Genomic DNA, 24044 nt, shown 5'->3' on the forward strand with positions numbered 1-24044 from the left:
TGCTGCACATAACCTGCCCTCAGGCTTGCCGCCGGGCAGGGCGCCTTTTAAGGTATGCCTCTTCGTTCCTGCTTGCCGAGACTCTACATGCGTCGTTTTGCCTTTCTGCTTACGCTCTGCCTACCCTTGCTGAGCCAGTCTGCTTCAGCAGCCTTGGTGGAAGGCCTTTATCAGGTGCGCGAGCCCGTTGCCTCCCAGCAGCCCTCAGAGCGCGACGCTGCGCTGGGGCGTGCCCTGCAGGATCTGGTGGTTCGTTTGACTGGCGATGCGAATGCCGCTCAGAGCCCTGCCTTATCCGAGTCGGTAAAAAGCCCTCAGCAACTGATTACCCAGTACAGTTACGATGCCGGCCCGCCAGCCGTGCTGGTCGTCAATTTCGATCCTGCATCCGTCAACCGTACCCTAACGCAGGCGGGGCTGCCTATCTGGGGAGCCAATCGCCCCTCCGTGATGACGTGGTGGTTGAATGATTCTGATGGCGGTAGTGCCCTGGTGGGTGACAGCCAGCCAGCGGCAGCTCCTTTGCAAAGGGCCGCTCAGGACAGTGGCCTGCCGCTCGTCCTGCCCTTGGCAGACCTCAGTGAACAGCTGGTCGGTACTGCCGAAAATATTGATTCCGGTAAGCCAGACGCTCTGCGTGAGGCTTCCAAGCGTTATGGCGGTGATGTATTGCTGGCGGTTCATGCCAGGCAATCGGGTGGTTCCTGGCAGGCTCAATGGCGGATGTGGCAGGGGACCAACTCGGCACAGGGCAATGCGCAGGGAGCCGATCTGGATGCCCTGGCCAATACTATCATGCATGAGCTAAGTACACGTCTGGCCAAGCAGTTCATTACCAAGCCAGGTTCTACACAAGCACTGACACTAGTAGTGGGTGGGGCCAATTTCGAGCGCTACTCTCAGCTGCAAAAGCTGCTGGAACCCATGGGTGCTCGGTTGCTCAAGGCAGAGAATGGACAGCTTCGCTATCAGCTGACCGCTAACCCGGATCAACTTCATGCACAGTTAGGCCTGGCCGATCTGGAGCAATCTTCTGCACCGGTCGATGCCAACGCGCCCGTTGCGGCACCGGACACCCAAGCTGCACCAGGCGCTTCACAGCCGCCCGCACCTGCGCCAGCACAACAGATACTCTATTATCGCTGGCATTGATCGGGTCCGCTAAAGAGAGACCTTACCGCAGGCCGATCATCAGACACTCCCAAGCCGCCTGGCCTTCGCCTGGCGGCTTTCTTTATGCACAAATTATTTAGCGAGAAACGAACATGACGACACGCCGCTGGTATGTCATTGGCGGGCTGGCCGTTTTGCTGTGGCTGCTGCACTCGGTGCAGCCTATTCTGTCTCCCTTTCTGATCAGCATGTTACTGGCCTACCTGGGTGATCCATTGGTAGATCGGCTGGAGCGGCTGGGGCTCTCCCGCACATTGGCCGTGCTTACGGTATATCTGGCCTTCCTGCTGGTTCTGCTGGGCATGCTGCTTGTCATCGTGCCCATGCTGGTCAGGCAGTTCATCCGTCTCTACGAGTTGATGCCTGCCATACTCGACTGGCTTCAGTTCACCGCATTGCCATGGATTCAGATCAAATTCGGTCTTGCAGACAGCTTCTGGCGCTTCGATCGTATCAAGGCGGTGCTGACCAGCCATCTGGATCGTACCGGTGATATCGTCGGTATCGTTCTCGCCCAGGCAACGTCTTCCAGTCTTGCTTTACTGGCCTGGATCGGAAACACGTTGTTGATCCCGGTCGTAAGCTTTTATCTGTTACGCGACTGGGATGTCATGGTTGGCAAGCTCAGGGGCCTGCTCCCGCGTCGACACGAAGGTTTGGTGACTCGGCTGCTGGGTGACTGTCATGAGGTACTGGGCGCCTTCCTGCGCGGACAGTTGATGGTCATGCTTGGCCTTGGAATCATCTATGCCGGTGGGCTGATGCTGGTAGCGCTTGAGCTGGGCCTGTTGATTGGTCTGCTGGCGGGACTGGCCAGCATTGTCCCGTATATGGGATTTGCGGTTGGCATCACTGCAGCCATGGCTGCTGGATTCTTCCAGTTTGGCCTTGATTGGTATCCGCTGCTGGGCATTCTCGCGGTATTTGTCTTCGGACAAATGATCGAAGGCATGGTGCTGACACCGCTTCTGGTGGGTGATCGTATTGGCCTACATCCCGTTGCGGTCATCTTTGCCGTTCTGGCGGGTGGTCAACTGTTTGGTTTCAGCGGTATTCTTCTCGCATTACCCGTAGCCGCCGTCTTGATGGTTCTGCTGCGTCATATCCATGATTTGTATAAACTTTCCGACCTTTACTCCAAACCCGGTCGACCTGAATCCAGCGAGCCGCCAGACACGGCATGAAACCGATACAGTTACCCTTGGGTGTGCGTCTACGCGATGACGCTACCTTTGCCAATTATTATCCCGGCGCAAATGCGGCGGCGCTGGGTTATGTCGAGCGCCTATGCGAGCTGGACGCAGGTTGGGCTGAAAGCCTTATCTACCTCTGGGGAACGGAAGGCGCCGGGCGTAGCCATTTGATGCAGGCTGCCTGCCTGCGGTTTTATCAGATGGGTGAGCAAGCCGTTTATCTGCCAATGGCCGAGCTTTCCGGGTATGGAACCGCACTGTTTGAAAATCTCGAACAGTGCGAGCTGGTTTGCCTGGATGATCTGGATGCCCTGGCAGGCAAGCGAGAATGGGAAGAGGCGATGTTTCATCTCTTCAATCGTGTGCGGGATGCTGGAAAGCGGCTCTTGCTGTCTGGCTCCAAGCCTCCACGGTCATTGCCTATCAAGCTTCCGGATCTCAAATCACGGCTTACCATGGCATTGGTCTTCCAGCTTCAGCCGCTGTCTGATGAAGACAAGCTGCGCGCGCTGCAGCTGCGCGCCTCTCGACGGGGTCTGCATCTGAACGAAGAAGTGGGACGCTATATCCTGACGCGTGGCTCTCGGAGCATGAACTCCTTGTTCGATGTGCTGGAGCGCCTGGATCATGCCTCTCTGCAGGCCCGGCGCAAGCTCACCATTCCGTTCGTCAAGGAAATCATGGATTGGTGAGCCGCTACCTGTTTACGGCGCTGTAGCTAAGCACTTCAGCGGCTCGACTCCAGTTGCAGGGCTGTGGCTGCAAGGCGCTTGCCTAGCGCACGGCACAGCGTGATCTCATGTTCATCCAAGGCCCGCTTGCCATCGGTTCCGGCAAAGTGGCTGGCACCATAAGGTGTGCCGCCGCCTTTGGTTTCAAGCAGGGCGCTTTCGCTGTACGGCAATCCGGTTACCAGCATGCCGTGATGGAGCAGAGGCAGCAGCATGGAGAGCAGCGTGCTTTCCTGACCACCGTGCAGACTTGCAGTGGAAGTGAAGACCGCGGCCGGCTTTCCTACCAATTCGCCTGTCAGCCACAAGCTGTTCGTGCCATCCAAAAAGTACTTCAGCGCCGCCGCCATGTTGCCGTACCGCGTAGGGCTGCCCAAGGCCAGGCCGCTACAATGCCGCAGATCATCAAGGCTGGCATATAGCGCGCCTTCCTCTGGGATTTCTGGTGCGGTTGCTTCACATACTGTCGACACACTCGGAACGGTCCTGATACGTGCCTCCAGGCCACCCATTTCTACACCTCGGGCAATCTGCTGAGCCATCTGGGCTGTAGCACCATGTCGGCTGTAATAAAGCACCAGGATATAGGAAGCACTCATGGCAGTATCTCCAGAACCTTTTCTGGCGGACGGCCAATGACCGCCTTGTCGCCTACGATGAAAATGGGGCGTTCAATCAGTTTCGGATGACTCGCCATGGCTTCAATCAGTCTGTCTTCAGAAAGAGTTTCATCCGCCAGGCCTAGCGCTTTGTATTCCTCTTCGCCGGTACGCAGAAGCTGACGAGCCGGGATGCCCAGTTTAAGCAGAATATCCTTGAGATCTGTGGCGGTAGGGGGCGTTTCAAGGTAGCGAACCACATGCAGGTCCAGCTTTTTTTCCTGCAGCAATTCGAGTGCGCTGCGGGACTTGGAGCAACGAGGATTGTGGAAGAGTATCGATTCGCTCATTGAAAAGGTCGCATCGTTGTGGAGGTGACAGCTATTCTAACGGGCCTCCGGTGGTCTGAACGAGCATTGTGCTGGGTAATTGGATTCAAGACGATTCACGCATGGTTGAGGAAATAGAATGCGTCAGCGCCTGAGCGACACATTTGAATGGGGCCGTTTCCTGGTCAAACGCTTTCTTGGCGATCGAGCGCCCAACAACGCGGCGGCCTTGACCTATACCACCCTGTTTGCCGTTGTTCCCATCATGACGGTGACCTTTGCCATGCTCTCTGCCATTCCCGCCTTTCAGGGAACAGAAGAGCAGATTCAGATATTCATCTTCCATAACTTCGTCCCTTCGACCGGCGAGACCTTGGAGGAGCACCTGCGTGGATTTATCGAGCAGGCCCGCCACTTGACATGGCTAGGCGTCGCGCTGCTGGCAGTAACGTCCCTCACCATGCTGGTGACCATTGAAAAAACCTTCAATGACATCTGGCGGGTTTCCCAACCTCGTCGAGGCATGTCCAGTTTTCTCCTGTATTGGGCAATCCTCAGTCTGGGGCCTCTTTTGCTAGGCGCAGGCTTTGCGATCAGCACCTATATCGCGTCGCTGTCCATGATGTCCGGTCGGTATGCGGTCATGGGAACGGCCGTGCTGCTCAAGTTCATGCCGCTCCTCTTCAGCATGGCTGCCTTCACCTTGCTCTATGCCGCGGTACCAAACACGCGTGTTCCGCTCAAGCATGCGTTGGTTGGGGGTATCTTTACGTCAGTGCTATTCGAGGCGGCCAAGTCATTGTTTGGCTTGTATGTCATGTTTTTTCCGGGCTACAAGCTGATCTACGGCGCTTTTGCGACCATTCCGCTTTTTCTGGTCTGGATTTACGTCTCCTGGCTGATCGTTCTTTTTGGCGCTGAGTTGGTGTGCAACCTTTCTTCCTCCAAGCAGTGGCGCCGACAGCCAATCCCTACGTTTCTTGTCTTACTGGGCGTGCTTCGTGTCTTTCTGGATCGGCAACAGACAGGCGCCTCGCTCGATCTTGTCGAGCTCCAGAAAAGCGGCTGGAAATTGCCTGAGGATCAATGGCAACCCATTCTGGACTTTCTCAAGAAAGAGAAACTGGTGTGCCACACCAGTAGTGGAAGATGGGTGCTCTGCCGGGATCTCAACACATTCACCCTGACGCAATTGATGGAAAAGAGCCCATGGCATCTACCAAAAATCGATCGTCTTCCTGAGGTCGAGCGCTGTACAGGTGACTGGTATCCTCCTCTGATTGAAGCGCTTAAACAGCTTCATGAGCAACGTGAGCAACTTCTGGGCGGCAGTCTCGCCAAGTGGCTGAAACCTGAAGCCAAACCAGTATCTTCCATGGAGTCAACATGATTACTAAAGCGTTACGTGGCGGCCTGCTTGCCGTCAGTTTCTTGTTGGCAGCCTGTACGCCGGATTACGGAAATGACCAGTATGGCCATAAAATCGACAACGCTCAGCTGGACGGGCGGTGGTTGGTAATTAATTATTGGGCAGAGTGGTGCGGACCCTGTCACAAGGAAATCCCCCAGCTCAATGCCTTGGCCAAAGCCAATGCTGAGATAAGGGTGCTAGGCGTTAACTACGATCACCAGCAGGACGATGCATTGCGTAAGAGTGCAGAAACGATGGGTATTCAATACGCCGTCTTCCAAAAGGATCCTGCCAAGCATTTCGATCTGCCGGTCAGCAATGTCCTGCCAGCCACCTATCTTGTTGACCCTCAAGGCCGTTTCAGGGAAAAGCTTGTAGGGGAGCAAACGGCTGCGGTCATACAGGCACGTATCGCTGAGCTGGAGAAGCAGTCACCATGAGCAGTCAGGCAAGGCATATCCACGTCGACGGACGGGTACAGGGCGTCCGTTATCGAGAAAGTGCCCGGGAAGAGGCAGAACGCCTAGGTATCACAGGGTGGGTAAGAAACCTGGACGATGGGCGTGTCGAGATAAAATGTGAAGGCGAGCCAGAAGCGCTGGAGCAGTTTCTGGCATGGCTTCGTCATGGCCCCGCACAGGCAAATGTCAATCAAGTCCTGGTTCAGGATCATGCGCCATTGGGGCTTGGTAACTTTACAGTATGGCGCTAACAGCCATATAGATGCTTACTGGCTGATGGTCTTGGGTGTTCCGGTTGCTTTGGCTAATGCAGTGACAAACTCATTTTGCAGCTCCGGATCATTGTGGGTCAGCTCGATCAGGTTCTGTTCCAGTTCGCTGGATTCTTCTTCCAGGCCTAGTTCAGACAAGCGCTTTACACGATGAACCCAGCGAGTCACATCGTCCTCTTCAAGGTCATCGTAAATAAGCTCATGGGCCTCCAGAAGTTTGCTACGCAGGCTGCGGCTTACCGTTAACGTGCGCTCGGCTTTGGTCTGGTCTTCAGGGTCGATAACCGTGATGTCCAGCTTGCCAATGCCGCTGATGTCATGACCTGCAAAAGGGTCTTCCAGCAGGTTCAGACGCAAAAAGCCGTTTTGGTCGGTCAGCAGCTCATGTCGAGCCTTGCCCGCCTTGACTTCAACGGGGCGCTCAGCCCAGGGAAGGCTGGTGTATTCGACGCGTTTATCGAGCTGCTTTTCATCAATGCTGGCCAGGTTCTGCTCGGAGCGCCCATTGGACGCCACGTTCATGAACGGGTTAAGGCCGTCCAGCCCATAGACGACCAGTCCATGTGTTGCGCTTTCAGGAAGACTGCCAAGAAGAGGCACATTGAGAATATTGGCGCCTATGCCTGCCACGAGTGTTACAGCTCCCAGCGGAACCTCATAAAGCTCCCGCCAGGGCTGATAAGGCGTATACCGATCGTAATGACGTGTTACTTCGAAATCAGTCACTTCATAACGATGTTGATCGAGTACCTTGATTCGTCGCTGTGGCAGTTCGAGCACTTCTTTTTCGCCAGCATTGATCTGCAGGCTGTGTTCGATCAATTTGCGATCGACGCGCTCCTCGTGCTCGCTGCGCTGCGGTAAGTGATTGGCGCACCCAGAAAGCACCGTCACACTGGCAAGCGTGACGGAAAGGAGAAAAGAAGGGCTTCTTACAGGCATGGCTTGGCTCAACGATTAATGCGTGCTTCCAAAAATGGCAGCAATTCATTGATCGGCACATTCTGGTTGTCCTGCTCGCGGCGTCCTTTGTACTCGTAAGTACCTTCAGCAAGGCCGCGATCACCTACTACGATCCGGTGAGGAATGCCGATCAACTCCATATCTGCAAATTTGACGCCGGGACTTGTCTTTTTGTCACGATCATCCAACAGGACTTCATAACCGGCAGCAGTTAGCGCCTGATACAGTTGATCCGTTACTTCCCGTACGCGCTCGTTTTCATATTTCAGAGGAACCAGCGCAATGTGGAAGGGAGTAAGCGCATCGGGCCATAGGATGCCGCGTTCATCATGATTCTGCTCGATGGCTGCCGCGACGACACGAGACACGCCGATGCCATAGCAGCCCATAGTGAGCTTGACGGGCTTTCCTTGTTCGCTCAGGACGGTCAGGTTCATTGCTTCACTGTACTTGGTGCCAAGCTGGAAAATATGACCGACCTCGATGCCGCGTTTGATGACCAGGTTGCCCTTGCCGTCGGGGCTGGGATCGCCTGCCACCACATTGCGCAGATCAGCGACCTCAGGCAGCGGCAGGTCACGCTCCCAGTTCACTCCAAAATAGTGTTTGTCATCAATATTTGCACCTGCTGCGAAGTCGCTCATCATGGCAACCGAGCGATCAATGACGCAAGGCATCGGAAGGTTCAGCGGGCCTAGGGAGCCAGGGCCTGCGCCAATGGCTGCACGAACTTCCGCCTCAGTAGCAAATTCGAGAGGGGAGGCAACAAGTTCGAGATTGGAGGCCTTGATTTCGTTCAGCTCATGATCGCCACGAATGATGAGCGCAACGAGCGTGCCTTCTTCTGCGCCATGTACGATCAATGTCTTGATCGTCTTCTCAATCGGCAGATTGAAGTTCTCTACCAGCGCCGCGATGGTTTTGGTGTCTGGTGTATCAACCAGGCGAAGCTCTTCAGTAGCCGCGCCGCGTGAAGTTTCACGGGGTAGCGCCTCAGCCTTTTCAATATTGGCTGCGTAATCGGAACTGTCACTGAATACGATATCGTCTTCGCCGGAGCTGGCCAGTACATGGAACTCATGGGAGCCGCTGCCACCAATGGATCCGTTATCAGCTTGAACAGGACGGAAGTTCAACCCGAGTCGGGTGAATACGTTGCAGTAGGCCTGATACATTCGATCATAGGTTTCCTGCAGCGATTCCTGGGTCATATGGAAGGAATAGGCATCCTTCATGACGAATTCACGCCCACGCATCAGGCCAAAGCGAGGACGAATCTCATCGCGAAACTTGGTCTGAATTTGGTACATGTTGATCGGAAGCTGCTTATAGCTGTTGAGCTCGTTGCGCGCCAGATCTGTAATCACTTCCTCATGGGTTGGGCCTACGCAAAAGTCGCGCTCATGACGATCCTTGAGGCGGAGCAGTTCGGGGCCATATTGTTCCCAGCGGCCTGATTCCTGCCACAGCTCGGCGGGCTGAATGGCTGGCATGAGTACTTCCAGGGCGCCGGCCGCATTCATCTCTTCGCGTACAACAGTCTCAACCTTGCGTAATACACGCAGGCCCAGCGGCAGCCAGGTATAGAGGCCGGACGCCAGCTTGCGGATCATGCCGGCGCGTAGCAGGAGTTGATGACTGATGACAGTGGCATCAGAAGGCGTTTCTTTCAGGGTAGAGAGAAGATACTGACTAGTACGCATGAGGGCAGGTCTTTTCTGATCAGCGAAAACTGCATTGTACGGTGGGCTTTCCTAGCCGTACAGGCGAGAGGGGCAAGCATTAGAGAGAAGTAGATGTGACGGGAAAAGTAAAATGCCCGGCAGGCCGGGCATTTTAGGTGTTGCTAATGAGTTCTGTATTACAGAATGCTCAGCGGGTACTCCACCATCAGGCGGAACTGGTTGGTATCACCGTCAGCATAATCACTGTTGCCACGATGGAAGGCCTGACGCGCACGGATGGAAAGATCTTTAGCGGGGCCGCTTTGAACAACATATTTGGCTTCCACATCCCACTCGTGGTGCTTACCATCTTCCCCGTACTGGCCTGCGTAGGCGGAGCCGTTGCCAGTATTGGTGCCATCAGCATCATAACCTTTGGCATAACGAGTCATAAAGCTCAGGCCGGGAACGCCATAGGATGCCATGTTGATATCATAGCGAGCCTGCCAAGATTTTTCGCCAGGGCCGTTGAAGTCAGAAACATGAATCGAGTTTGCCAGGAAAATCGAGTCACCGCCGCTGTTCTCTTCGCCAACACCTACATAGTCAAATGGAGTGTCACCATGGACTTTTTGATAGGCTAGAGTGAATGTATGAGCACCTAGCGAGTAAGCGGCAGCCAGCGACCATGTGGTGTTGTTAATGGAGCCTGCATCTGCGCGACCCTCATCCAATGTGCGGTAGAGGTTGAAATCGAATGTCAGCGCCTGCTGATCACTTAGGGGAATGGCGTAGTTCACGTTGCCATAATACTGGCGCCAGATATCTTCGAATTCAGAGCCGTAAAGGCTAACGCTTAGGCCATCAGCCAGATCATAGCTGCCGCCTAGGTAGTCCACGTTCTTGGCTTCAACGCTGGCATATGCTGCGTATAGAGGCTCACGGTTGCTTTGTCCACGAGGCCCTGTACCCGAAGTGAAATGTCCGGCTTCAAGCTTAAGACCTTCGATTTCACTGCTCAGCAGGTTAAAGCCTGTGGCTGTTTGCGGAAAAATCCGGGAGCCGCCGATAGCAAATACCGGAGCGGTCGGTGCCATCTGGCCATATTTCAATACGGTGTTGGATACACGCAGCTTAACCGCCCCGCCTACGTGCTCCCAATCGTCAGGCGATTTGCCGTCGTCGTGAACCGGAACGTTACCTGCACCACCAAAGCGCTTGTCGAGTTTCAAACCAATATTGGCGAAGAGATCGACACCAAAGCCGACTGTGCCCTGTGTAAAGCCGGATTGGAAGTTAGTCAAAAGTGCATGTGACCAGTCACGACCATCACCTGCGCCGTTCTTGCCGTCATGATTGAAGTAGTAGTTGCGGTTGGTCAGCGTCAGGCTGCTGTCTTCAATAAAGCCTTTAGATTCAGACTGCTGACTGGCGAATGCCATCTGGGTCGTCCCTGCCGCTACGGCGAGGGCGATGACGCTCCACTTCATCACTTGCATTATGATTGCTCCTTTGGATTGAAATGTCAGTCATCGTTAAACGTGACTGGTTGTTCTTGTTGGTGCCAACTTATAGCACTCTAGTGTCAGGCTTGAAAGTTCCCATCGAATTTTTATGGGCGCTTTCTATAATTTTTTAGAATCAGAAAGATGCCTTATCAATCTCATCCGGATTGATAAGAGTTCCCCTTGATAAGATGCTCGAACGCTAAGCAAGGAGTGTGCACAAAGTGCCATCAGCACGTTATCGGGTAGATAATCAATGACTTGCACTCGGTACATGCACACTTTTGAGGCGCGCTCTTTCAGATGAAAGGCGTAGCTGAACTGCTTTGGTGCAAGGGCGTCAATGTCCGTCCCGTTTTTAGTTAGGAAGGTAACTATGTTTGATCTTGATGAGCGCCTTGGGGCGGATACTGTAGAGGTAAGCGATTTACCGTTGTGCAAGTTGCTTTTAATGAAGGATGCCAACTATCCATGGCTGATACTTGTTCCCCGGCGATCCAATATCAGCGAAGTATTTGAGTTGTCGTTAGAGGATCAGATGCAACTGATGAAGGAATCGTCATACGTTGCACAGCGTTTGAAAGACTACACCCATGCGGCAAAGATAAATGTCGCCACATTGGGAAACATAGTTAAGCAACTTCATATTCATGTAGTGGCTCGTTTTGAAGAGGATTTAGCGTGGCCGGGTCCTGTATGGGGTAAAGGACCTGCAAAAGCCTATAGTAAAAGCGAGCTTGAAAAATGCCTGAGTGACCTCAAGTCCCTTTTTGCCGAAAAGTGGGAGGGTGACAAGCATGACGGTTGAAGAACGAATCAACGAGTTGGAAATGCGACAAGCGTTTCAGGATGATCTGATCCAGACCTTGAACGATATTATTGTCGAGCAGCAGAGAGTGCTGGATCGAATGAAGCTGCAGATCGAAGAGCTTGCGAGAAGGCAGGCTGAAATCGCGGTTTCGCAAGGGGCGGTCGAGGACGATGCTCCGCCACCTCATTATTGATGTTGATAAAGGCGGCTCCCAAAGGAGCCGCCTTTGAGCGGGTCAACGTGCAAACGATACTGTCACGTCTTCTGCCTGAAGCCCCTTGTCACGCTGAATAACGGAAAACTCGACACGCTGGCCCTCTACCAGGACGCGATGACCTTCGCCCCGAATAGCTCGAAAGTGAACGAAAATATCGTCCCCCTGATCGCGTGAAATGAACCCGAATCCCTTCGAGGTGTTGAACCACTTTACAGTGCCTATTTCACGGCCCTCTGCAGGAAGTGCATCCTGGGCGTTGTGTCGTGTCTTCCTGTGCTTGTTGTAGCTGCCTGTCTTGGACGATTTAAAGGCTGCAAACAGCTTGACTAGCGTTGCAATCATCGCAATCGGCAGGCTGATGCTGACCAGGGGCGGTAGGCCAGGAAAGGCATCAGGAGCCAAGAGTTCCAGGGCTTGAAGGCATGCAGCTGCTATCAGCAGCGTTGAGGTGATGGTTTGCGTAGCTCCCTTATTTTTGCTGCTGACGGAAGGGGTCGTAATCAGCAAGAGAAGACCAAGAAAAGCCATGTGCAAGGCTTCATGATGATGAAAAAAGCTGGGTTTATCTGCTTGTAAAGAGGAAACCACGGCTATCGAAAGTGCAATCGCACCAGACGCAATGTGAACAAGTGTAAGCGTATTCAATGATGTCACCTTGGAGAAATAGCAAGTCGATCGCTGTTGTTGCCTGAAACGCGTGGCTATGAATGATCGACTTATGCGCAGATACGCACAGCGTTATTTAACCGTAAAGGTGAAGGCTACTCAATCAATGGCCCGATGATGCCATCAGAATGAGAGGGAAAAATGAAAAAGCCCGGCGTCTGCCGGGCTTTTATCAGTTGGCCAGGAGGCTGCGTAGCATCCAGGCTGTCTTCTCATGCGTTTGCATACGTTGAGTCAGTAGATCGGCTGTTGGCTCGTCGCTGACCTTATCTACAATCGGGAAAATTTCACGAGCGGTACGAACGACTGCTTCCTGGCCTTGTACGAGCAGGCGAATCATCTCCTGCGCCTCTGGAATGCCTTCCTCTTCCTTGATACTGGATAGCTTGGCATAGGCCGAGTAGGTGCCTGGTGCAGCGAATCCCAATGCGCGGATGCGCTCGGCAATATCATCAACTGCGGTAGCCAGTTCGGTGTACTGGGTTTCGAACATGGTATGCAGCGTGTTGAACATCGGCCCTGTCACGTTCCAATGAAAGTTATGGGTCTTCAGATACAGTGTGTAGGTATCTGCAAGCAGACGAGAGAGCCCATCTGCAATGGCCGCACGATCTTGCTCAGCAATTCCGATATTGATTTCCATACCGCTCTCCTTTGGCAGTGATGTTTATTTGAAACGGAGCCTAACACAGGCCCTTGGAAATGGAATGCTCGCAAGCACCGGTCAGGGAGGGCCTGATCGCTTGGGTTCTATAAAAGTCAGTCTAGGCTCTTAAAAGGCAGCCGGCTTGTCATAGGTCGGCTGCCTCAGGCTTGGTAATTGTTATAGAATCGCCCACTGACCAAGAGAAACCAGATGGGAATACAATCTTTGGCTGGCTTTACGTTGCAGCAGTTCTGCGAGACGTGCCTGTGAATGATGCTTGCTCCCCATCTCTTAATTCCGGACTCAAGAGAAGCGAAACACAACCATGATGCGCAGCCATTATTGCGGCCAATTGAACGAGAGCCTGGACGGCCAGGAAATCACCCTTTGCGGCTGGGTTCACCGCCGTCGCGACCATGGAGGCGTTATCTTCCTGGATATACGCGACCGTGAAGGCCTTGCTCAGGTCGTGTTCGATCCGGATCGGGCAGAGACGTTTGCCAAGGCCGACCGTGTACGCAGTGAATATGTCGTCAAGGTAACGGGTAAGGTCCGTTTGCGTCCTGCGGGTGCGGTCAACCCGAATATGGCTTCAGGGGCTATCGAGGTGCTGGGTTATGACCTTGAAGTGCTGAACCAGGCCGAGACGCCGCCGTTCCCGCTGGACGAATATTCCGATGTGGGCGAAGAAACACGCCTGCGCTACCGTTTCATTGATCTGCGCCGCCCCGAGATGGCTGCCAAGCTCAAGCTGCGTTCGCGCATAACCTCCAGCATTCGCCGTTATCTGGACGAGCAGGGCTTCATGGATGTGGAAACGCCTATCCTGACCCGTGCGACACCCGAGGGCGCTCGTGACTATCTGGTGCCTAGCCGTACCCATCCTGGCAGCTTTTTTGCTCTGCCGCAGTCACCTCAGCTGTTCAAGCAGCTGTTGATGGTGGCGGGCTTTGATCGCTATTACCAAATTGCCAAGTGCTTCCGCGACGAAGACCTGCGTGCAGACCGTCAGCCCGAATTTACCCAGATTGACATCGAGACCAGCTTCCTCGATGAGAAAGACATCATGGGTATCACCGAGGGCATGATCCGTTCCTTGTTCAAGGAAGTGCTGGATCTAGAGTTCGGCGAGTTCCCGCACATGACCTTCGAGGAGGCCATGCGCCGTTATGGTTCAGACAAGCCGGACCTGCGCATTCCGCTGGAGCTGGTGGATGTAGCTGATCTGCTCAAGGATGTCGATTTCAAGGTGTTTGCCGGCCCGGCTAACGATCCCAAGTGCCGTGTAACTGCACTGCGCGTACCGGGTGGTGCCAGCATGCCCCGTAAGCAGATCGATGATTACACCAAGTATGTGGGTATCTTTGGCGCTAAGGGCCTGGCCTATATCAAGGTCAACAACCGCGCCCAGGGTGTTGAAGGCTTGCAGTCACCTATCGTCAAGAATATTGCTGAGCCGAACCTCAACGCCATTCTTGATCGCGTGGGTGCGGTAGACGGCGATATCGTCTTCTTTGGCGCAGACAAGGCCAAGATCGTCAGTGATGCGTTGGGCGGTCTGCGTATCAAGCTGGGGCATGATCTGAACCTGCTGACCTGTGAGTGGGCGCCGCTCTGGGTCGTTGACTTCCCGATGTTCGAAGAAAACGATGATGGCAGTTTCTCTGCACTGCATCACCCCTTCACATCGCCCAAGTGCACACCGGAAGAGCTCGAGGCGAGTCCGGCGAATGCATTGTCTCGCGCCTATGACATGGTCCTCAACGGCACCGAGCTGGGTGGTGGTTCCATCCGTATCCACCGCAAGGAAATGCAGCAGGCTGTGTTCCGCTTGCTGGGCATTGACGCGGCGGAACAGGAAGAGAAGTTCGGCTTCCTGCTCGACGCACTCAAGTTTGGTGCGCCACCGCATGGTGGTTTGGCCTTCGGCCTGGATCGTCTGGTAATGCTGATGACCGGCGCGCAGTCTATTCGTGAAGTTATTGCCTTCCCGAAAACCCAGAGCGCTGCCGATGTCATGACTCAGGCACCTGGCGCAGTGGATGCCAAGGCGTTGCGCGAGCTGCACATTCGTTTGCGTGAGCAGCCAAAAGCTGAGTAATTGATCAACCGGGCAGCCGCAAGGCTGCCCTTTGTCAAAAAGTGATTTGGAGTTCGTTATGGCGGGTCATTCCAAATGGGCCAACATTAAGCACCGCAAAGAGCGACAGGACGCCAAGAAGGGCAAGATCTTTACCAAGATCATCCGTGAGCTGACCGTAGCTGCCCGTCAGGGTGGTGGCGTTCCGGCGGATAACCCGCGTCTTCGCCTGGCAGTGGATAAGGCGCTTACTGCCAATATGACACGTGACACCATCGATCGCGCCATTGCACGAGGGGCAGGCGCCAACGAAGGGGATAACGTTGAAGAGCTGACCTATGAGGGCTATGCCCCGAGTGGTGTCGCCTTGATCGTAGAGGCCATGACGGATAACCGCAACCGTACGGCCGCTGAGGTGCGTCATGCCTTTAGCAAGTGCGGCGGTAACCTGGGTACTGATGGCTCGGTAGCGTACATGTTCGAGCGCAAGGGACAGATCAGCTTTGCACCGGGCGTCGACGAAGATGCACTCATGGAAGCGGCGCTTGAAGCAGGTGCTGATGATGTAGTCACCAATGATGATGGATCTGTTGACGTCTTTACCTCATTTAGCGACTTTATTGCCGTAAACGAGGCATTGACGGAAGCTGGCTTCAAATCCGAAGCTGCCGAGATTTCCATGATTCCGTCTACTACAACGCCGCTGGATCTGGATACGGCCCAGAAAGTGCTCAAGCTTATCGATATGCTGGAGGATCTGGATGATGTCCAGAATGTGTACTCCAATGCGGAAATTCCAGATGATGTCATGGCGCAGCTAGGCTAAAGGGCCTGATACCCCTATAGTGTCAGCGCGCAACAGGGGTGGCTGCTACTGGAAAGGTACAGGCCTCCTTAAAGCAGTCACCTTTCTCCCGCCTGGTCTGGGAAGGATATAGAGATGACCCTGGTACTAGGCATTGACCCTGGTTCGCGAATCACTGGATTCGGCGTAATCCGGGACACGGGTAAAGGGTGCGAATACGTAGCCTCTGGCTGTATTCGTACAGGTAATGGCCCTTTGTATGAGCGTTTGCAAATCGTCTACAGAGGGGTGCGGGAAGTCATTGGGCTTTATGAGCCAGTCACCATGGGCATTGAACAGGTATTCATGGCGCGCAATGCCGATTCTGCTTTAAAGCTGGGACAAGCTCGAGGTGCGGCCATTGTGGCCTGTGCCGAAGCGGGGCTTGAAATAGCTGAATACACAGCTACCCAGGTCAAACAAGCCATCGTGGGCTCAGGTGCTGCCGATAAGCAACAGGTCATGATGATGGTCATGCACTTGTTGAAACTAAAGGAGAAGCCCCAGATAGATGCTTCCGATGCCCTCGGGATTGCTATTTGTCATGCGCATACGCGGCAAAGTCTGACCCCTCATGGGCTTCTAGGAGCTCGCCGGCGCGGTGGTCGCCTGCGTCTTTAATAGGTATTTCTGTGATTGGACGTCTCCGCGGTTCTCTGGCTGAAAAACAGCCGCCGCATGTAATCATCGATGTCAATGGCGTGGGCTACGAGCTGGAAGTCCCCATGACAACGTTGTATCGCCTTCCGTCGTTGGGTGAGCCAGTTACCTTGCATACGCATCTGGTCGTGCGTGAGGATGCTCATCTGCTTTACGGCTTTTTTGAAAAGCGCGAGCGAGAACTCTTCCGTGAGTTGATTCGCTTGAATGGAGTAGGGCCAAAGCTGGCGCTGGCGCTGATGTCTGGCTTTGAGGTGGACGAGCTGGTGCGCTGCGTACAGGCCCAGGATGCGTCTGCGCTGGTTAAGATTCCCGGCGTCGGCAAAAAGACGGCTGAACGTCTGCTGGTCGAGCTCAAGGATCGCTTCAAGGCATGGGAAAGCCTTCCGTCTATCGCACCGCTCATGATGGAAACGGCTGCCGGCAAGCCTGTCGTAACAGCTGAAACTGATGCGGTCAGTGCGTTAGTGTCGCTCGGATTCAAGCCGCGGGAAGCCAGTCGTGCAGTATCTGCCATCGCTGAAGAAGGCCTCAGTAGTGAAGACCTTATTCGTCGTGCCCTCAAAGGCATGGTGTAACCATGATTGAACCGGATCGTTTGATTTCTGCCGCGGGCCGAGATCGTGAAGAGCAGCAGGATCGTGCTATCCGTCCTCTGAGACTGGCCGAGTACATTGGCCAGCCGGTCGTGCGCGAGCAGATGAGTCTTTTCATCCAGGCGGCAAAGGGGCGGGGCGAGGCACTAGACCATACGCTTATTTTCGGGCCGCCAGGGCTAGGCAAAACCACGCTCGCCAATATCATTGCCGAGGAAATGGGTGTTGCCATCAAAAGCACATCTGGGCCGGTAATTGAGCGGCCAGGAGATCTTGCTGCTCTGCTGACTAGTCTCGAGGCTGGAGACGTTCTTTTCGTAGACGAAATCCATCGCCTTTCGCCGGTTGTAGAAGAGGTCCTCTATCCAGCGATGGAGGACTATCAGCTCGATATTATGATCGGCGAAGGCCCTGCCGCGCGATCAATCAAGCTGGATTTGCCACCGTTTACATTGGTGGGAGCCACTACGCGTGCCGGAATGCTGACGAACCCATTAAGGGACCGATTCGGAATTATTCAGAGGCTTGAGTTTTATAGCGTAGAGGACCTTGCCAGCATCGTTACGCGTTCTGCCAAAATCCTGAATCTGACAATTGAGGCCGAAGGCGCTGTGGAAATCGCTCGCCGTGCCCGCGGTACTCCCCGTATTGCGAACCGGTTGTTAAGGCGTGTACGCGATTTTGCAGAGGTGAGAGGGCAGGGACGAATCAGTCATACGATTGCAAGCCAGGCTCTGGATCTGCTGGATGTGGATGCACGCGGCTTTGATCACCTGGACCGAAGACTTCTACTGACGCTCATCGACAAGTTCGACGGCGGGCCGGTAGGGGTAGACAGTCTGGCTGCTGCAATCAGTGAGGAACGTCACACCATTGAAGATGTCTTGGAACCGTATTTGATTCAGCAGGGCTATATCATGCGTACGCCAAGGGGTCGGATGGTAACCCGCCATGCTTATCTTCACTTTGGTTTGAACGTGCCCAAGCGTATGGGGCCAGGAACCGTGCCTGATCTTTTTGAGGAAGATAATAATTAATTGCAACTGCAAGTATTTCTGATTGGCAAATTGAAGGCTTGGTTCTAGAGTATGCGCGCGCAACATGTGACTCAGCCGTATTCGCTGCGGTGTCGAGTGTATTACGAAGACACCGACGCAGGAGGCATCGTCTACTACGTCAACTATCTCAAATTCATGGAACGTGCTCGTACCGAACGGTTGCGGGCGTTAGGCTTTGTTCAATCTCGCCTGGCGGAAGAAAACATCCTATTTGTCGTGCATTCATGTGAGGCACGTTACCATGCACCGGCTCGGTTGGATGACGAGTTGGAGGTCAGCGCTCGGGTTATTGAACTGAACCGGGCCAGCCTGCGCTTTCATCAGCAGGTGACTCGGCGAGACGATGGTGTTCTGTTATGCGAAGGGTATGTGACGGTTGCGTGTGTACGTTCAGACAACTTCAGGCCCAGGGCCATTCCTGAGGCCATGCGAACAGTATTCGCGAGCGATTCGGACTCAATTTAAGCAGGAGATTTAGCGTGGAACCAACTGTCGACCATTCCTCCATGTGGAGCCTTGTGAGCAATGCCAGCCTGGTAGTTCAGCTGGTCATGCTGACGCTGGTAGCGGCTTCGGTAACATCATGGGTCATGATTATCCAGCGTGCCAATGCCATCCGTGCAGCCAAACGTGCACTGGAGACTTTCGAGGAGCGTTTCTGGTCGGGTATCGACCTGTCCAAGCTTTACCGTCAGGCAGGCAGCAATCCTGACCCCGATTCAGGTGTCGAGCAGATCTTCCGTGCTGGCTTCAAAGAGTTTTCCAGGCTGCGTCAGCAGGCGGGGGTAGACCCTGACGCGGTGATGGAAGGCGTTCAGCGTGCCATGCGGGTCGCCATTTCTCGCGAAGAAGAGAAGCTTGAGCAAAGCCTGCCGTTCCTGGCTACCGTCGGCTCCACCAGTCCGTATGTAGGTCTGTTCGGTACCGTATGGGGCATCATGAACTCATTCCGCGGTCTGGCTACGGTACAGCAGGCTACGCTGGCTACCGTTGCGCCTGGTATTGCAGAAGCATTGATTGCAACCGCGATCGGTTTGTTTGCAGCGATTCCGGCCGTAGTGGCGTACAACCGGTTTGCTGCGCGCTCAGAGACACTGATCGGACGTTATTACACCTTTGCTGATGAGTTCCAGTCCATCCTGCATCGCAAAGTCCACACCAGCGACGAGTAATAGGTATCAACCATGTCCTCCAGGGGTAGACATAAGCGTAAGCCGGTTGCCGAAATGAACGTCGTACCTTACATCGATGTGATGCTGGTACTGCTGGTCATTTTCATGGTAACTGCGCCAATGATCAATCAAGGGGTCAAGGTCGACTTGCCTAATGCGGACAGCCAGCCCATGCCGCAGGATAACAACAAGCAGATCCTGACTATTTCTATCAAGGCGGACGGTACTTACTACTGGAATACAGGTAAGGAAGTCGAGACGGACCAGCAGCGTGACAGTGCCAGCGCTGTTGCCCTGCCTCAGTTGACGGAGCAGGTTACCAAGATCATGCGTGCAAGACCTGATACCCAGGTTTTCATTCGGGGTGACAAGGCTGTTAACTATGGGATAGTGGCAGCAGCCATGGGCGGCCTGCAGCAGGCAGGTGTACCCAATGTCGGGTTGATCACCGAGGCGCCTTGATGCAAGACCGTGAGCGTTCTCCTTCAGAGAGCTATTTCTGGCCTATCGTTTGGGCTGTGGCTCTCCATGTTGTCATTTTTGCCGCTCTGTTTGTGAGCTGGGCAATGGCACCGGAGCTGCCACAGTCCAAGCCAATTGTTCAGGCGACTCTGGTCCAGTTGAAATCCAAAAGCCCTGCTCAGGTGCAGACAGAGCAGAAGCTGGCTGGAGAGGCCAAAAAAACGTCTTCTCGCCAGTATGAAGTCGAGCAGATGGAGCAGAAGAAAGCAGAGCAGCAGGCCCAGGCCGCTGCTGCGGCGGCAGCCGCCAAAGCTGCGGAACAAAAGAAAGCTGAGGACGCTCGAAAGGCGCAGCAGGTAGAAGCTGCCCAGAAAGCCGCTGAAGCCAAGGCCGAAGCGGCAAAAGCTGAGGCCGCAGCAAAGGCTGAAAAGGCAGCGCAGGAAAAAGCCGCCGCAGAGCAGCAGCGCAAATCTGAATTGGCAAAAAAACAGGCTGAGGAGGCTGCTCAGAAAAAGGCAGCCGCTGAAGAAGCTAAGAAGAAAGCAGCGGAAGACGCACAAAAGAAAGCGGCTGAAGCGGCAGAGAAAAAAGCAGCCGCTGAAGAAGCTAAAAAGAAAGCAGCTGAAGAGGCCAAGAAAAAAGCGGCCAAGCAGGCGAAAGCCAAAGCTGCTGAGGACGCCAAGAAAAAGGCAGCTCAGGCTGCCGCACGCAAGGCAGCAGAGGATAAGAAAGCACAGGCGTTAGCTGAGCTTCTTTCCGATGATACGCAGCGACAGCAGGCAATGGCTGATGAGGTAGGCGATGAGGTAGCGTCGAACTTTGATGACCTTATCGTGCGTCTGGTCAGTGAGCAATGGCGCCGCCCGCCATCTGCCCGCAACGGTATGAGTGTGGAAGTGCAAATTGAAATGCTACCTGACGGAACGGTAACCAATGCCAGTGTGACCCGGTCTAGCGGTGATTCTGCTTTCGATAGCTCGGCAGTGGCTGCCGTGCGCAACGTAGGACGCATACCTGAAATGCAACAGCTTGATCGCGCGACGTTCGACCAGCTTTATCGCAAGCGTCGCATTATCTTCAAACCGGAGGATTTGAGTCTGTGAATAACCTGATTCGTATCGTTCTGCTGGGATTCATGTTCCTGGTAGGCGCTGCCCATGCTGCCGACCCCCTGGTGGTATCCAGTGGCAATGACAAGGCCATCCCGATTGCAGTCGTGCCTTTTGGCTGGCAGGGTGGTCAACCACTGCCCGATGATATGGCCAATATCATTGGTAACGATCTGCGCAATTCCGGCTCTTTTGCTCCCATCGACCGGCAGAACATGCTTAGCCTGCCGACTCAGGCAAGCGAAGTGTCCTACAAGGATTGGCAGGCACTGGGGGTCAGCTATGTGCTGATCGGCAATATCGTGCCCAGCGGTGGTCGTCTGCAAATCCAATATGCACTGTTTAACATCGCTACACAGCAGCAGGTCATGACGGGTAGCGTAGGCGGGGGTACTGATCAGCTGCGCGACATGGCTCACTATATTTCCGATCAGTCATTCGAAAAGCTGACCGGTATCAAGGGCGCGTTCTCTACGAAGCTCCTGTACGTCACTGCCGAGCGTTTTTCCCAGAACAACACTCGTTATACCCTGCAACGTGCAGACTATGACGGTGCTCGTTCCGTGACACTCCTACAGTCTCGTGAACCAATCCTGTCGCCTCGTTTTGCTCCTGATGGCAAGCGTATCGCCTATGTTTCCTTTGAACAGCAGCGCCCACGTATCTTTCTGCAGTACGTAGATACAGGTCGTCGTGAGCAGCTCACCAATTTCGAAGGACTGAATGGCGCTCCGGCTTTTTCTCCGGACGGTAACCGCCTGGCGTTCGTGCTGTCGCGCGATGGAAACCCTGAGATTTATGTGATGGACCTGAATTCGCGTCAGATTCGTCGCGTTACCAACGACTCTGCGATTGATACCGAGCCGTTCTGGGGACGTGATGGGCAGACTATCTATTTCACTTCAGATCGTTCCGGAAAACCACAGATCTATAAAACCAGTGTTAGCGGCGGTGGGGCAGAGCGCGTTACATTCGTAGGCAATTACAATGCGAACCCTAAACTATCTGCCGATGAAAAAACGCTGGTAATGGTGCATCGTCAGGAAGGTTTCACCAACTTCCAGATTGGTGCCCAGGATCTTCAGCGTGGCAGCGTCCGGGTGCTCTCCAACACCAGTCTTAACGATTCGCCTACTGTTGCGCCAAATGGCACCATGGTAATCTACGCGTCCCGCCAGCAGGACCGAGGCGTACTGATGCTTGTATCCATCAACGGACGTGTGCGTATTACGCTACCCACCACCCAAGGCGATGTTCGCGAGCCTTCTTGGTCCCCTTACCTGAACTGACGGCAATATAATCTGTTCTATACAAAACACTTTGCGGTTCTTTAGGAGTTAACGATGGAAATGCTGAAATTCGGCAAGTTCGCTGCTCTGGCTTTGGCCATGGCCGTTGCAGTAGGTTGTTCTTCCAAGGGTGGTGATGCTTCTGGTGAAGGTGCTGGCGCTGGCGCCGGTGCTGTCGATCCAAACGCAGGCTATGGCGCTAACGCCGGTGCCGTTGATGGCAGCATGAGCGACGAAGCCGCTCTGCGTGCTATCACTACATTCTATTTCGAATACGACAGCTCCGATCTGAAGCCGGAAGCCATGCGCGCTCTGGACGTTCATGCTCGTGACCTGAAAACTAGTGGTCAGCGCGTTGTACTGGAAGGCCATACTGACGAGCGCGGTACTCGTGAGTACAACCTGGCTCTGGGCGAGCGTCGTGCCAAGGCTGTTCAGCGTTACCTCGTACTGCAGGGCGTTTCTCCGGCTCAGCTGGAACTCGTTTCCTATGGTAAAGAGCGTCCTGCTGCTATCGGTCATGACGAGCAGTCCTGGGCTCAGAACCGTCGCGTTGAGCTGAAGAAGTAAGATCTATGCCGAAGCGCCTGTTTGTACTGACATCGTTGGCTCTGTGCACTTCCTTTGTATGGGCACAGGTACCGGTTCAGGAGGGGGGGTATGGTGGGAGCGGTTCTACTCCCGGCTATAGCACCCAAGGCGCTCCCTATGCAGGGGATGGGGGCGCTAGCGCCCCTGTCTCTGCACAGGGGCAGCTCTTCATGCAATTGCAGCAGATGCAAGATGATATTGCGCGCCTGCGTGGTCAGGTTGAGGAGCAGCAAAATGAAATCAATCAGTTAAAACAGCAAGGACTGGAACGTTACCAGGACCTTGATCGCCGAATTTCTGCAAGTGCTTCTTCTGGAGCGCCAGCGAATGCCACTGGTGGTAATGATGCTGGTTCGTCTGCAGGGGCCATCAATGCGAACGCCGCACCTGTTCCGCCAGCTTCTCAGGCCAACAGCGAGCCTGGTGATCCCGCAAAGGAAAAGCTGTATTACGATGCGGCCTTTGATCTGATCAAGGCAAAGGATTTTGCCAAGGCGAGCCAAGCCTTTACAGCGTTTCTGCGTAAGTATCCCAATAGCCAGTATGCGGGAAATGCCCAATATTGGTTAGGCGAAGTCAATATGGCTTCCGGGGATTTACAAGCTGCAGGACAGGCGTTTGCACGCGTAAGTCAGGCTTACCCAAATCATCCCAAGGTTCCAGACTCTCTTTACAAGCTGGCTGGTGTTGAGCAGCGGCTTGGAAATCGAGACAAGGCTAAAGCAATGTACCAACAGGTCATTGCGCAGTATCCTGGATCGTCTGCCGCACAATTAGCCCAGCGTGATCTCAAAAACCTGCCCTAACGGCAGGTTTTTTCGTTAGAATCCGCCTCCCTTTTTTCGCAACGGAGGCGGACGGCCTGTATCGCTGTCACGCCCGTGGCCTACATGCAACAAAATACTCTGCGTATTACCGAGATTTTCTACTCGCTGCAGGGGGAAACACGGACAGCTGGCTTGCCAACTGTTTTCGTGCGCCTTACAGGCTGTCCCTTGCGTTGCCAATATTGCGACACGGCTTATGCCTTCAGTGGCGGTCAGATCATGTCGCTGGACGAAATCGTTGAGCGTGTCGCTCAGTATAAGCCTCGCTATGTGTGTGTAACAGGAGGCGAGCCGCTTGCCCAGCCAAACTGCTTACCCTTGCTAGAGCGCCTATGTGACGCTGGCTATGAGGTGTCACTTGAAACCAGTGGTGCGCTCGACGTCGCGCCTGTAGATCGGCGAGTCGTCAAGGTCGTCGATCTGAAGACGCCCGGCTCTGCTGAAGTCTCTCGCAATCTGTACGACAACATTGATCATCTTACGCCAAACGATCAGGTGAAGTTCGTAATTTGCTCACGTGAAGATTACGAGTGGGCTGTGTCTAAGCTGATTCAGTATCGCCTTGATGAGCGGGTGGATGAGGTGCTGTTTTCCCCTAGCCATCAGCAGGTTACCCCGCGTCAGTTGGCTGAGTGGATTGTAGAAGACAACTTGCCGGTACGCTTTCAGCTGCAGCTGCATAAAATTCTTTGGAATGACGAGCCAGGACATTGAT

At 54.2% G+C, this 24044-nt stretch carries 28 protein-coding genes; 21 read left to right on the plus strand and 7 right to left on the minus strand.

All coding sequences use genetic code 11. From position 1 onward, the window contains the following. Positions 1–87: 87 nt before the first annotated feature. The 3 genes from B3729_RS07345 (at position 88) to hda (ending at position 3058) form a co-directional block, all read left to right on the plus strand. On the plus strand, positions 88–1152 hold the full coding sequence (locus tag B3729_RS07345) for a DUF2066 domain-containing protein (protein ID WP_286787512.1): 1065 nt from the start codon (positions 88–90) through the stop codon (positions 1150–1152). A 113-nt stretch (positions 1153–1265) separates the two neighbouring features. Continuing rightward, a complete protein-coding gene (locus tag B3729_RS07350; RefSeq protein WP_286787513.1) occupies positions 1266–2357 on the plus strand; it encodes an AI-2E family transporter in 1092 nt (363 codons plus the stop codon). Further along, positions 2354–3058 carry a DnaA regulatory inactivator Hda gene (gene hda / locus B3729_RS07355; RefSeq protein WP_010795201.1) on the plus strand — a complete coding sequence of 235 codons (705 nt, stop codon included), beginning with the start codon at positions 2354–2356 and terminating at the stop codon, positions 3056–3058. The genes B3729_RS07350 and hda overlap by 4 nt, the downstream gene beginning before the upstream one ends. Before the next feature lie 35 nt (positions 3059–3093). Here hda and wrbA read toward each other — a convergent pair whose 3' ends face one another. Beyond that, positions 3094–3696: an NAD(P)H:quinone oxidoreductase gene (gene wrbA / locus B3729_RS07360; protein WP_286787514.1), complete on the minus strand. Its 603-nt coding sequence runs from the start codon at positions 3694–3696 to the stop codon at positions 3094–3096. Continuing rightward, positions 3693–4046, minus strand: coding sequence for an arsenate reductase (glutaredoxin) (gene arsC / locus B3729_RS07365; protein ID WP_286787515.1), 354 nt, complete (start codon positions 4044–4046; stop codon positions 3693–3695). Before arsC ends, wrbA begins: the two co-directional genes overlap by 4 nt. 118 nt (positions 4047–4164) lie before the next feature. Here arsC and B3729_RS07370 point away from each other — a divergent pair, with 118 nt between their 5' ends. The 3 genes from B3729_RS07370 to B3729_RS07380 are packed head-to-tail and all read left to right on the plus strand — an operon-like array spanning position 4165 to position 6148. Continuing rightward, positions 4165–5415, plus strand: coding sequence for a YihY family inner membrane protein (locus B3729_RS07370; RefSeq protein WP_286787516.1), 1251 nt, complete (start codon positions 4165–4167; stop codon positions 5413–5415). Further along, a complete protein-coding gene (locus B3729_RS07375) occupies positions 5412–5876 on the plus strand; it encodes a TlpA family protein disulfide reductase (RefSeq protein WP_010795197.1) in 465 nt (154 codons plus the stop codon). The genes B3729_RS07370 and B3729_RS07375 overlap by 4 nt, the downstream gene beginning before the upstream one ends. After that, the gene (locus B3729_RS07380; protein ID WP_019366325.1) at positions 5873–6148 is read left to right on the plus strand and encodes an acylphosphatase; all 276 of its coding nucleotides are present in this window, start codon (positions 5873–5875) and stop codon (positions 6146–6148) included. The genes B3729_RS07375 and B3729_RS07380 overlap by 4 nt, the downstream gene beginning before the upstream one ends. Before the next feature lie 15 nt (positions 6149–6163). Here the strand turns inward: B3729_RS07380 and B3729_RS07385 are convergent, their stop codons facing one another. The 3 genes from B3729_RS07385 to B3729_RS07395 form a co-directional block, all read right to left on the minus strand. Then, a complete protein-coding gene (locus B3729_RS07385; RefSeq protein ID WP_286787517.1) occupies positions 6164–7111 on the minus strand; it encodes a hypothetical protein in 948 nt (315 codons plus the stop codon). Positions 7112–7119: 8 nt separating this feature from the next. Beyond that, entirely contained in the window at positions 7120–8835 is a 1716-nt protein-coding gene (locus B3729_RS07390) for a proline--tRNA ligase (RefSeq protein ID WP_010795194.1), read from the minus strand. A gap of 158 nt (positions 8836–8993) precedes the next feature. After that, positions 8994–10295 carry an OprD family porin gene (locus tag B3729_RS07395; RefSeq protein ID WP_150346922.1) on the minus strand — a complete coding sequence of 434 codons (1302 nt, stop codon included), beginning with the start codon at positions 10293–10295 and terminating at the stop codon, positions 8994–8996. 382 nt (positions 10296–10677) lie between these two features. Between B3729_RS07395 and B3729_RS07400 the strand changes: the two genes are divergently transcribed. Continuing rightward, complete coding sequence (locus tag B3729_RS07400; RefSeq protein ID WP_286787518.1) at positions 10678–11109, plus strand: HIT domain-containing protein; 432 nt, start codon at positions 10678–10680, stop codon at positions 11107–11109. Then, on the plus strand, positions 11099–11305 hold the full coding sequence (locus tag B3729_RS07405) for a SlyX family protein (RefSeq protein ID WP_010795191.1): 207 nt from the start codon (positions 11099–11101) through the stop codon (positions 11303–11305). Before B3729_RS07400 ends, B3729_RS07405 begins: the two co-directional genes overlap by 11 nt. Positions 11306–11347: 42 nt before the next feature. Here the strand turns inward: B3729_RS07405 and B3729_RS24760 are convergent, their stop codons facing one another. Both B3729_RS24760 and B3729_RS07420 read right to left on the minus strand, forming a co-directional pair. After that, positions 11348–11974, minus strand: coding sequence for a cold-shock protein (locus tag B3729_RS24760; protein WP_019366319.1), 627 nt, complete (start codon positions 11972–11974; stop codon positions 11348–11350). A gap of 193 nt (positions 11975–12167) precedes the next feature. Next, positions 12168–12638 carry a Dps family protein gene (locus B3729_RS07420; RefSeq protein ID WP_286787519.1) on the minus strand — a complete coding sequence of 157 codons (471 nt, stop codon included), beginning with the start codon at positions 12636–12638 and terminating at the stop codon, positions 12168–12170. Between the two features lie 328 nt (positions 12639–12966). Here B3729_RS07420 and aspS point away from each other — a divergent pair, with 328 nt between their 5' ends. The 13 genes from aspS to queE all read left to right on the plus strand — a co-directional run bounded on the left by aspS (position 12967) and on the right by queE (position 24043). After that, positions 12967–14742 (plus strand): aspartate--tRNA ligase, encoded by a 1776-nt coding sequence (aspS, locus tag B3729_RS07425; protein ID WP_219652641.1) that lies wholly within the window; start codon positions 12967–12969, stop codon positions 14740–14742. A 58-nt stretch (positions 14743–14800) separates the two neighbouring features. Beyond that, positions 14801–15547, plus strand: coding sequence for a YebC/PmpR family DNA-binding transcriptional regulator (locus tag B3729_RS07430; RefSeq protein WP_010795187.1), 747 nt, complete (start codon positions 14801–14803; stop codon positions 15545–15547). Positions 15548–15661: 114 nt separating this feature from the next. Continuing rightward, positions 15662–16186 (plus strand): crossover junction endodeoxyribonuclease RuvC, encoded by a 525-nt coding sequence (gene ruvC / locus B3729_RS07435; protein WP_010795186.1) that lies wholly within the window; start codon positions 15662–15664, stop codon positions 16184–16186. An 11-nt stretch (positions 16187–16197) separates the two neighbouring features. Continuing rightward, entirely contained in the window at positions 16198–16803 is a 606-nt protein-coding gene (gene ruvA / locus B3729_RS07440; protein WP_286787520.1) for a Holliday junction branch migration protein RuvA, read from the plus strand. Positions 16804–16805: 2 nt separating this feature from the next. Continuing rightward, a complete protein-coding gene (ruvB, locus tag B3729_RS07445; RefSeq protein WP_074824567.1) occupies positions 16806–17858 on the plus strand; it encodes a Holliday junction branch migration DNA helicase RuvB in 1053 nt (350 codons plus the stop codon). Positions 17859–17909: 51 nt separating this feature from the next. Continuing rightward, positions 17910–18344 carry a tol-pal system-associated acyl-CoA thioesterase gene (ybgC, locus tag B3729_RS07450; RefSeq protein ID WP_010795183.1) on the plus strand — a complete coding sequence of 145 codons (435 nt, stop codon included), beginning with the start codon at positions 17910–17912 and terminating at the stop codon, positions 18342–18344. A gap of 14 nt (positions 18345–18358) precedes the next feature. After that, positions 18359–19051: a protein TolQ gene (tolQ, locus tag B3729_RS07455; protein WP_010795182.1), complete on the plus strand. Its 693-nt coding sequence runs from the start codon at positions 18359–18361 to the stop codon at positions 19049–19051. Between the two features lie 12 nt (positions 19052–19063). Continuing rightward, positions 19064–19513, plus strand: a complete 450-nt coding sequence (tolR, locus tag B3729_RS07460) for a protein TolR (RefSeq protein ID WP_010795181.1) — start codon at positions 19064–19066, stop codon at positions 19511–19513. After that, a complete protein-coding gene (gene tolA / locus B3729_RS07465; RefSeq protein WP_286787521.1) occupies positions 19510–20616 on the plus strand; it encodes a cell envelope integrity protein TolA in 1107 nt (368 codons plus the stop codon). Before tolR ends, tolA begins: the two co-directional genes overlap by 4 nt. Beyond that, the gene (gene tolB, locus B3729_RS07470) at positions 20613–21911 is read left to right on the plus strand and encodes a Tol-Pal system beta propeller repeat protein TolB (RefSeq protein ID WP_010795179.1); all 1299 of its coding nucleotides are present in this window, start codon (positions 20613–20615) and stop codon (positions 21909–21911) included. Before tolA ends, tolB begins: the two co-directional genes overlap by 4 nt. A 54-nt stretch (positions 21912–21965) precedes the next feature. Then, entirely contained in the window at positions 21966–22481 is a 516-nt protein-coding gene (pal, locus tag B3729_RS07475; protein WP_010795178.1) for a peptidoglycan-associated lipoprotein Pal, read from the plus strand. 5 nt (positions 22482–22486) lie between these two features. Next, positions 22487–23308, plus strand: a complete 822-nt coding sequence (gene ybgF / locus B3729_RS07480) for a tol-pal system protein YbgF (protein WP_122042031.1) — start codon at positions 22487–22489, stop codon at positions 23306–23308. Between the two features lie 84 nt (positions 23309–23392). Then, on the plus strand, positions 23393–24043 hold the full coding sequence (gene queE, locus B3729_RS07485) for a 7-carboxy-7-deazaguanine synthase QueE (protein WP_010795176.1): 651 nt from the start codon (positions 23393–23395) through the stop codon (positions 24041–24043). Position 24044: the final 1 nt, after the last annotated feature.

It is taken from the genome of Pseudomonas sp. UBA3149 (genome assembly GCF_002364655.1).
In the GTDB taxonomy this organism is placed as follows: Bacteria; Pseudomonadota; Gammaproteobacteria; order Pseudomonadales; family Pseudomonadaceae; genus Chryseomonas; species Chryseomonas luteola.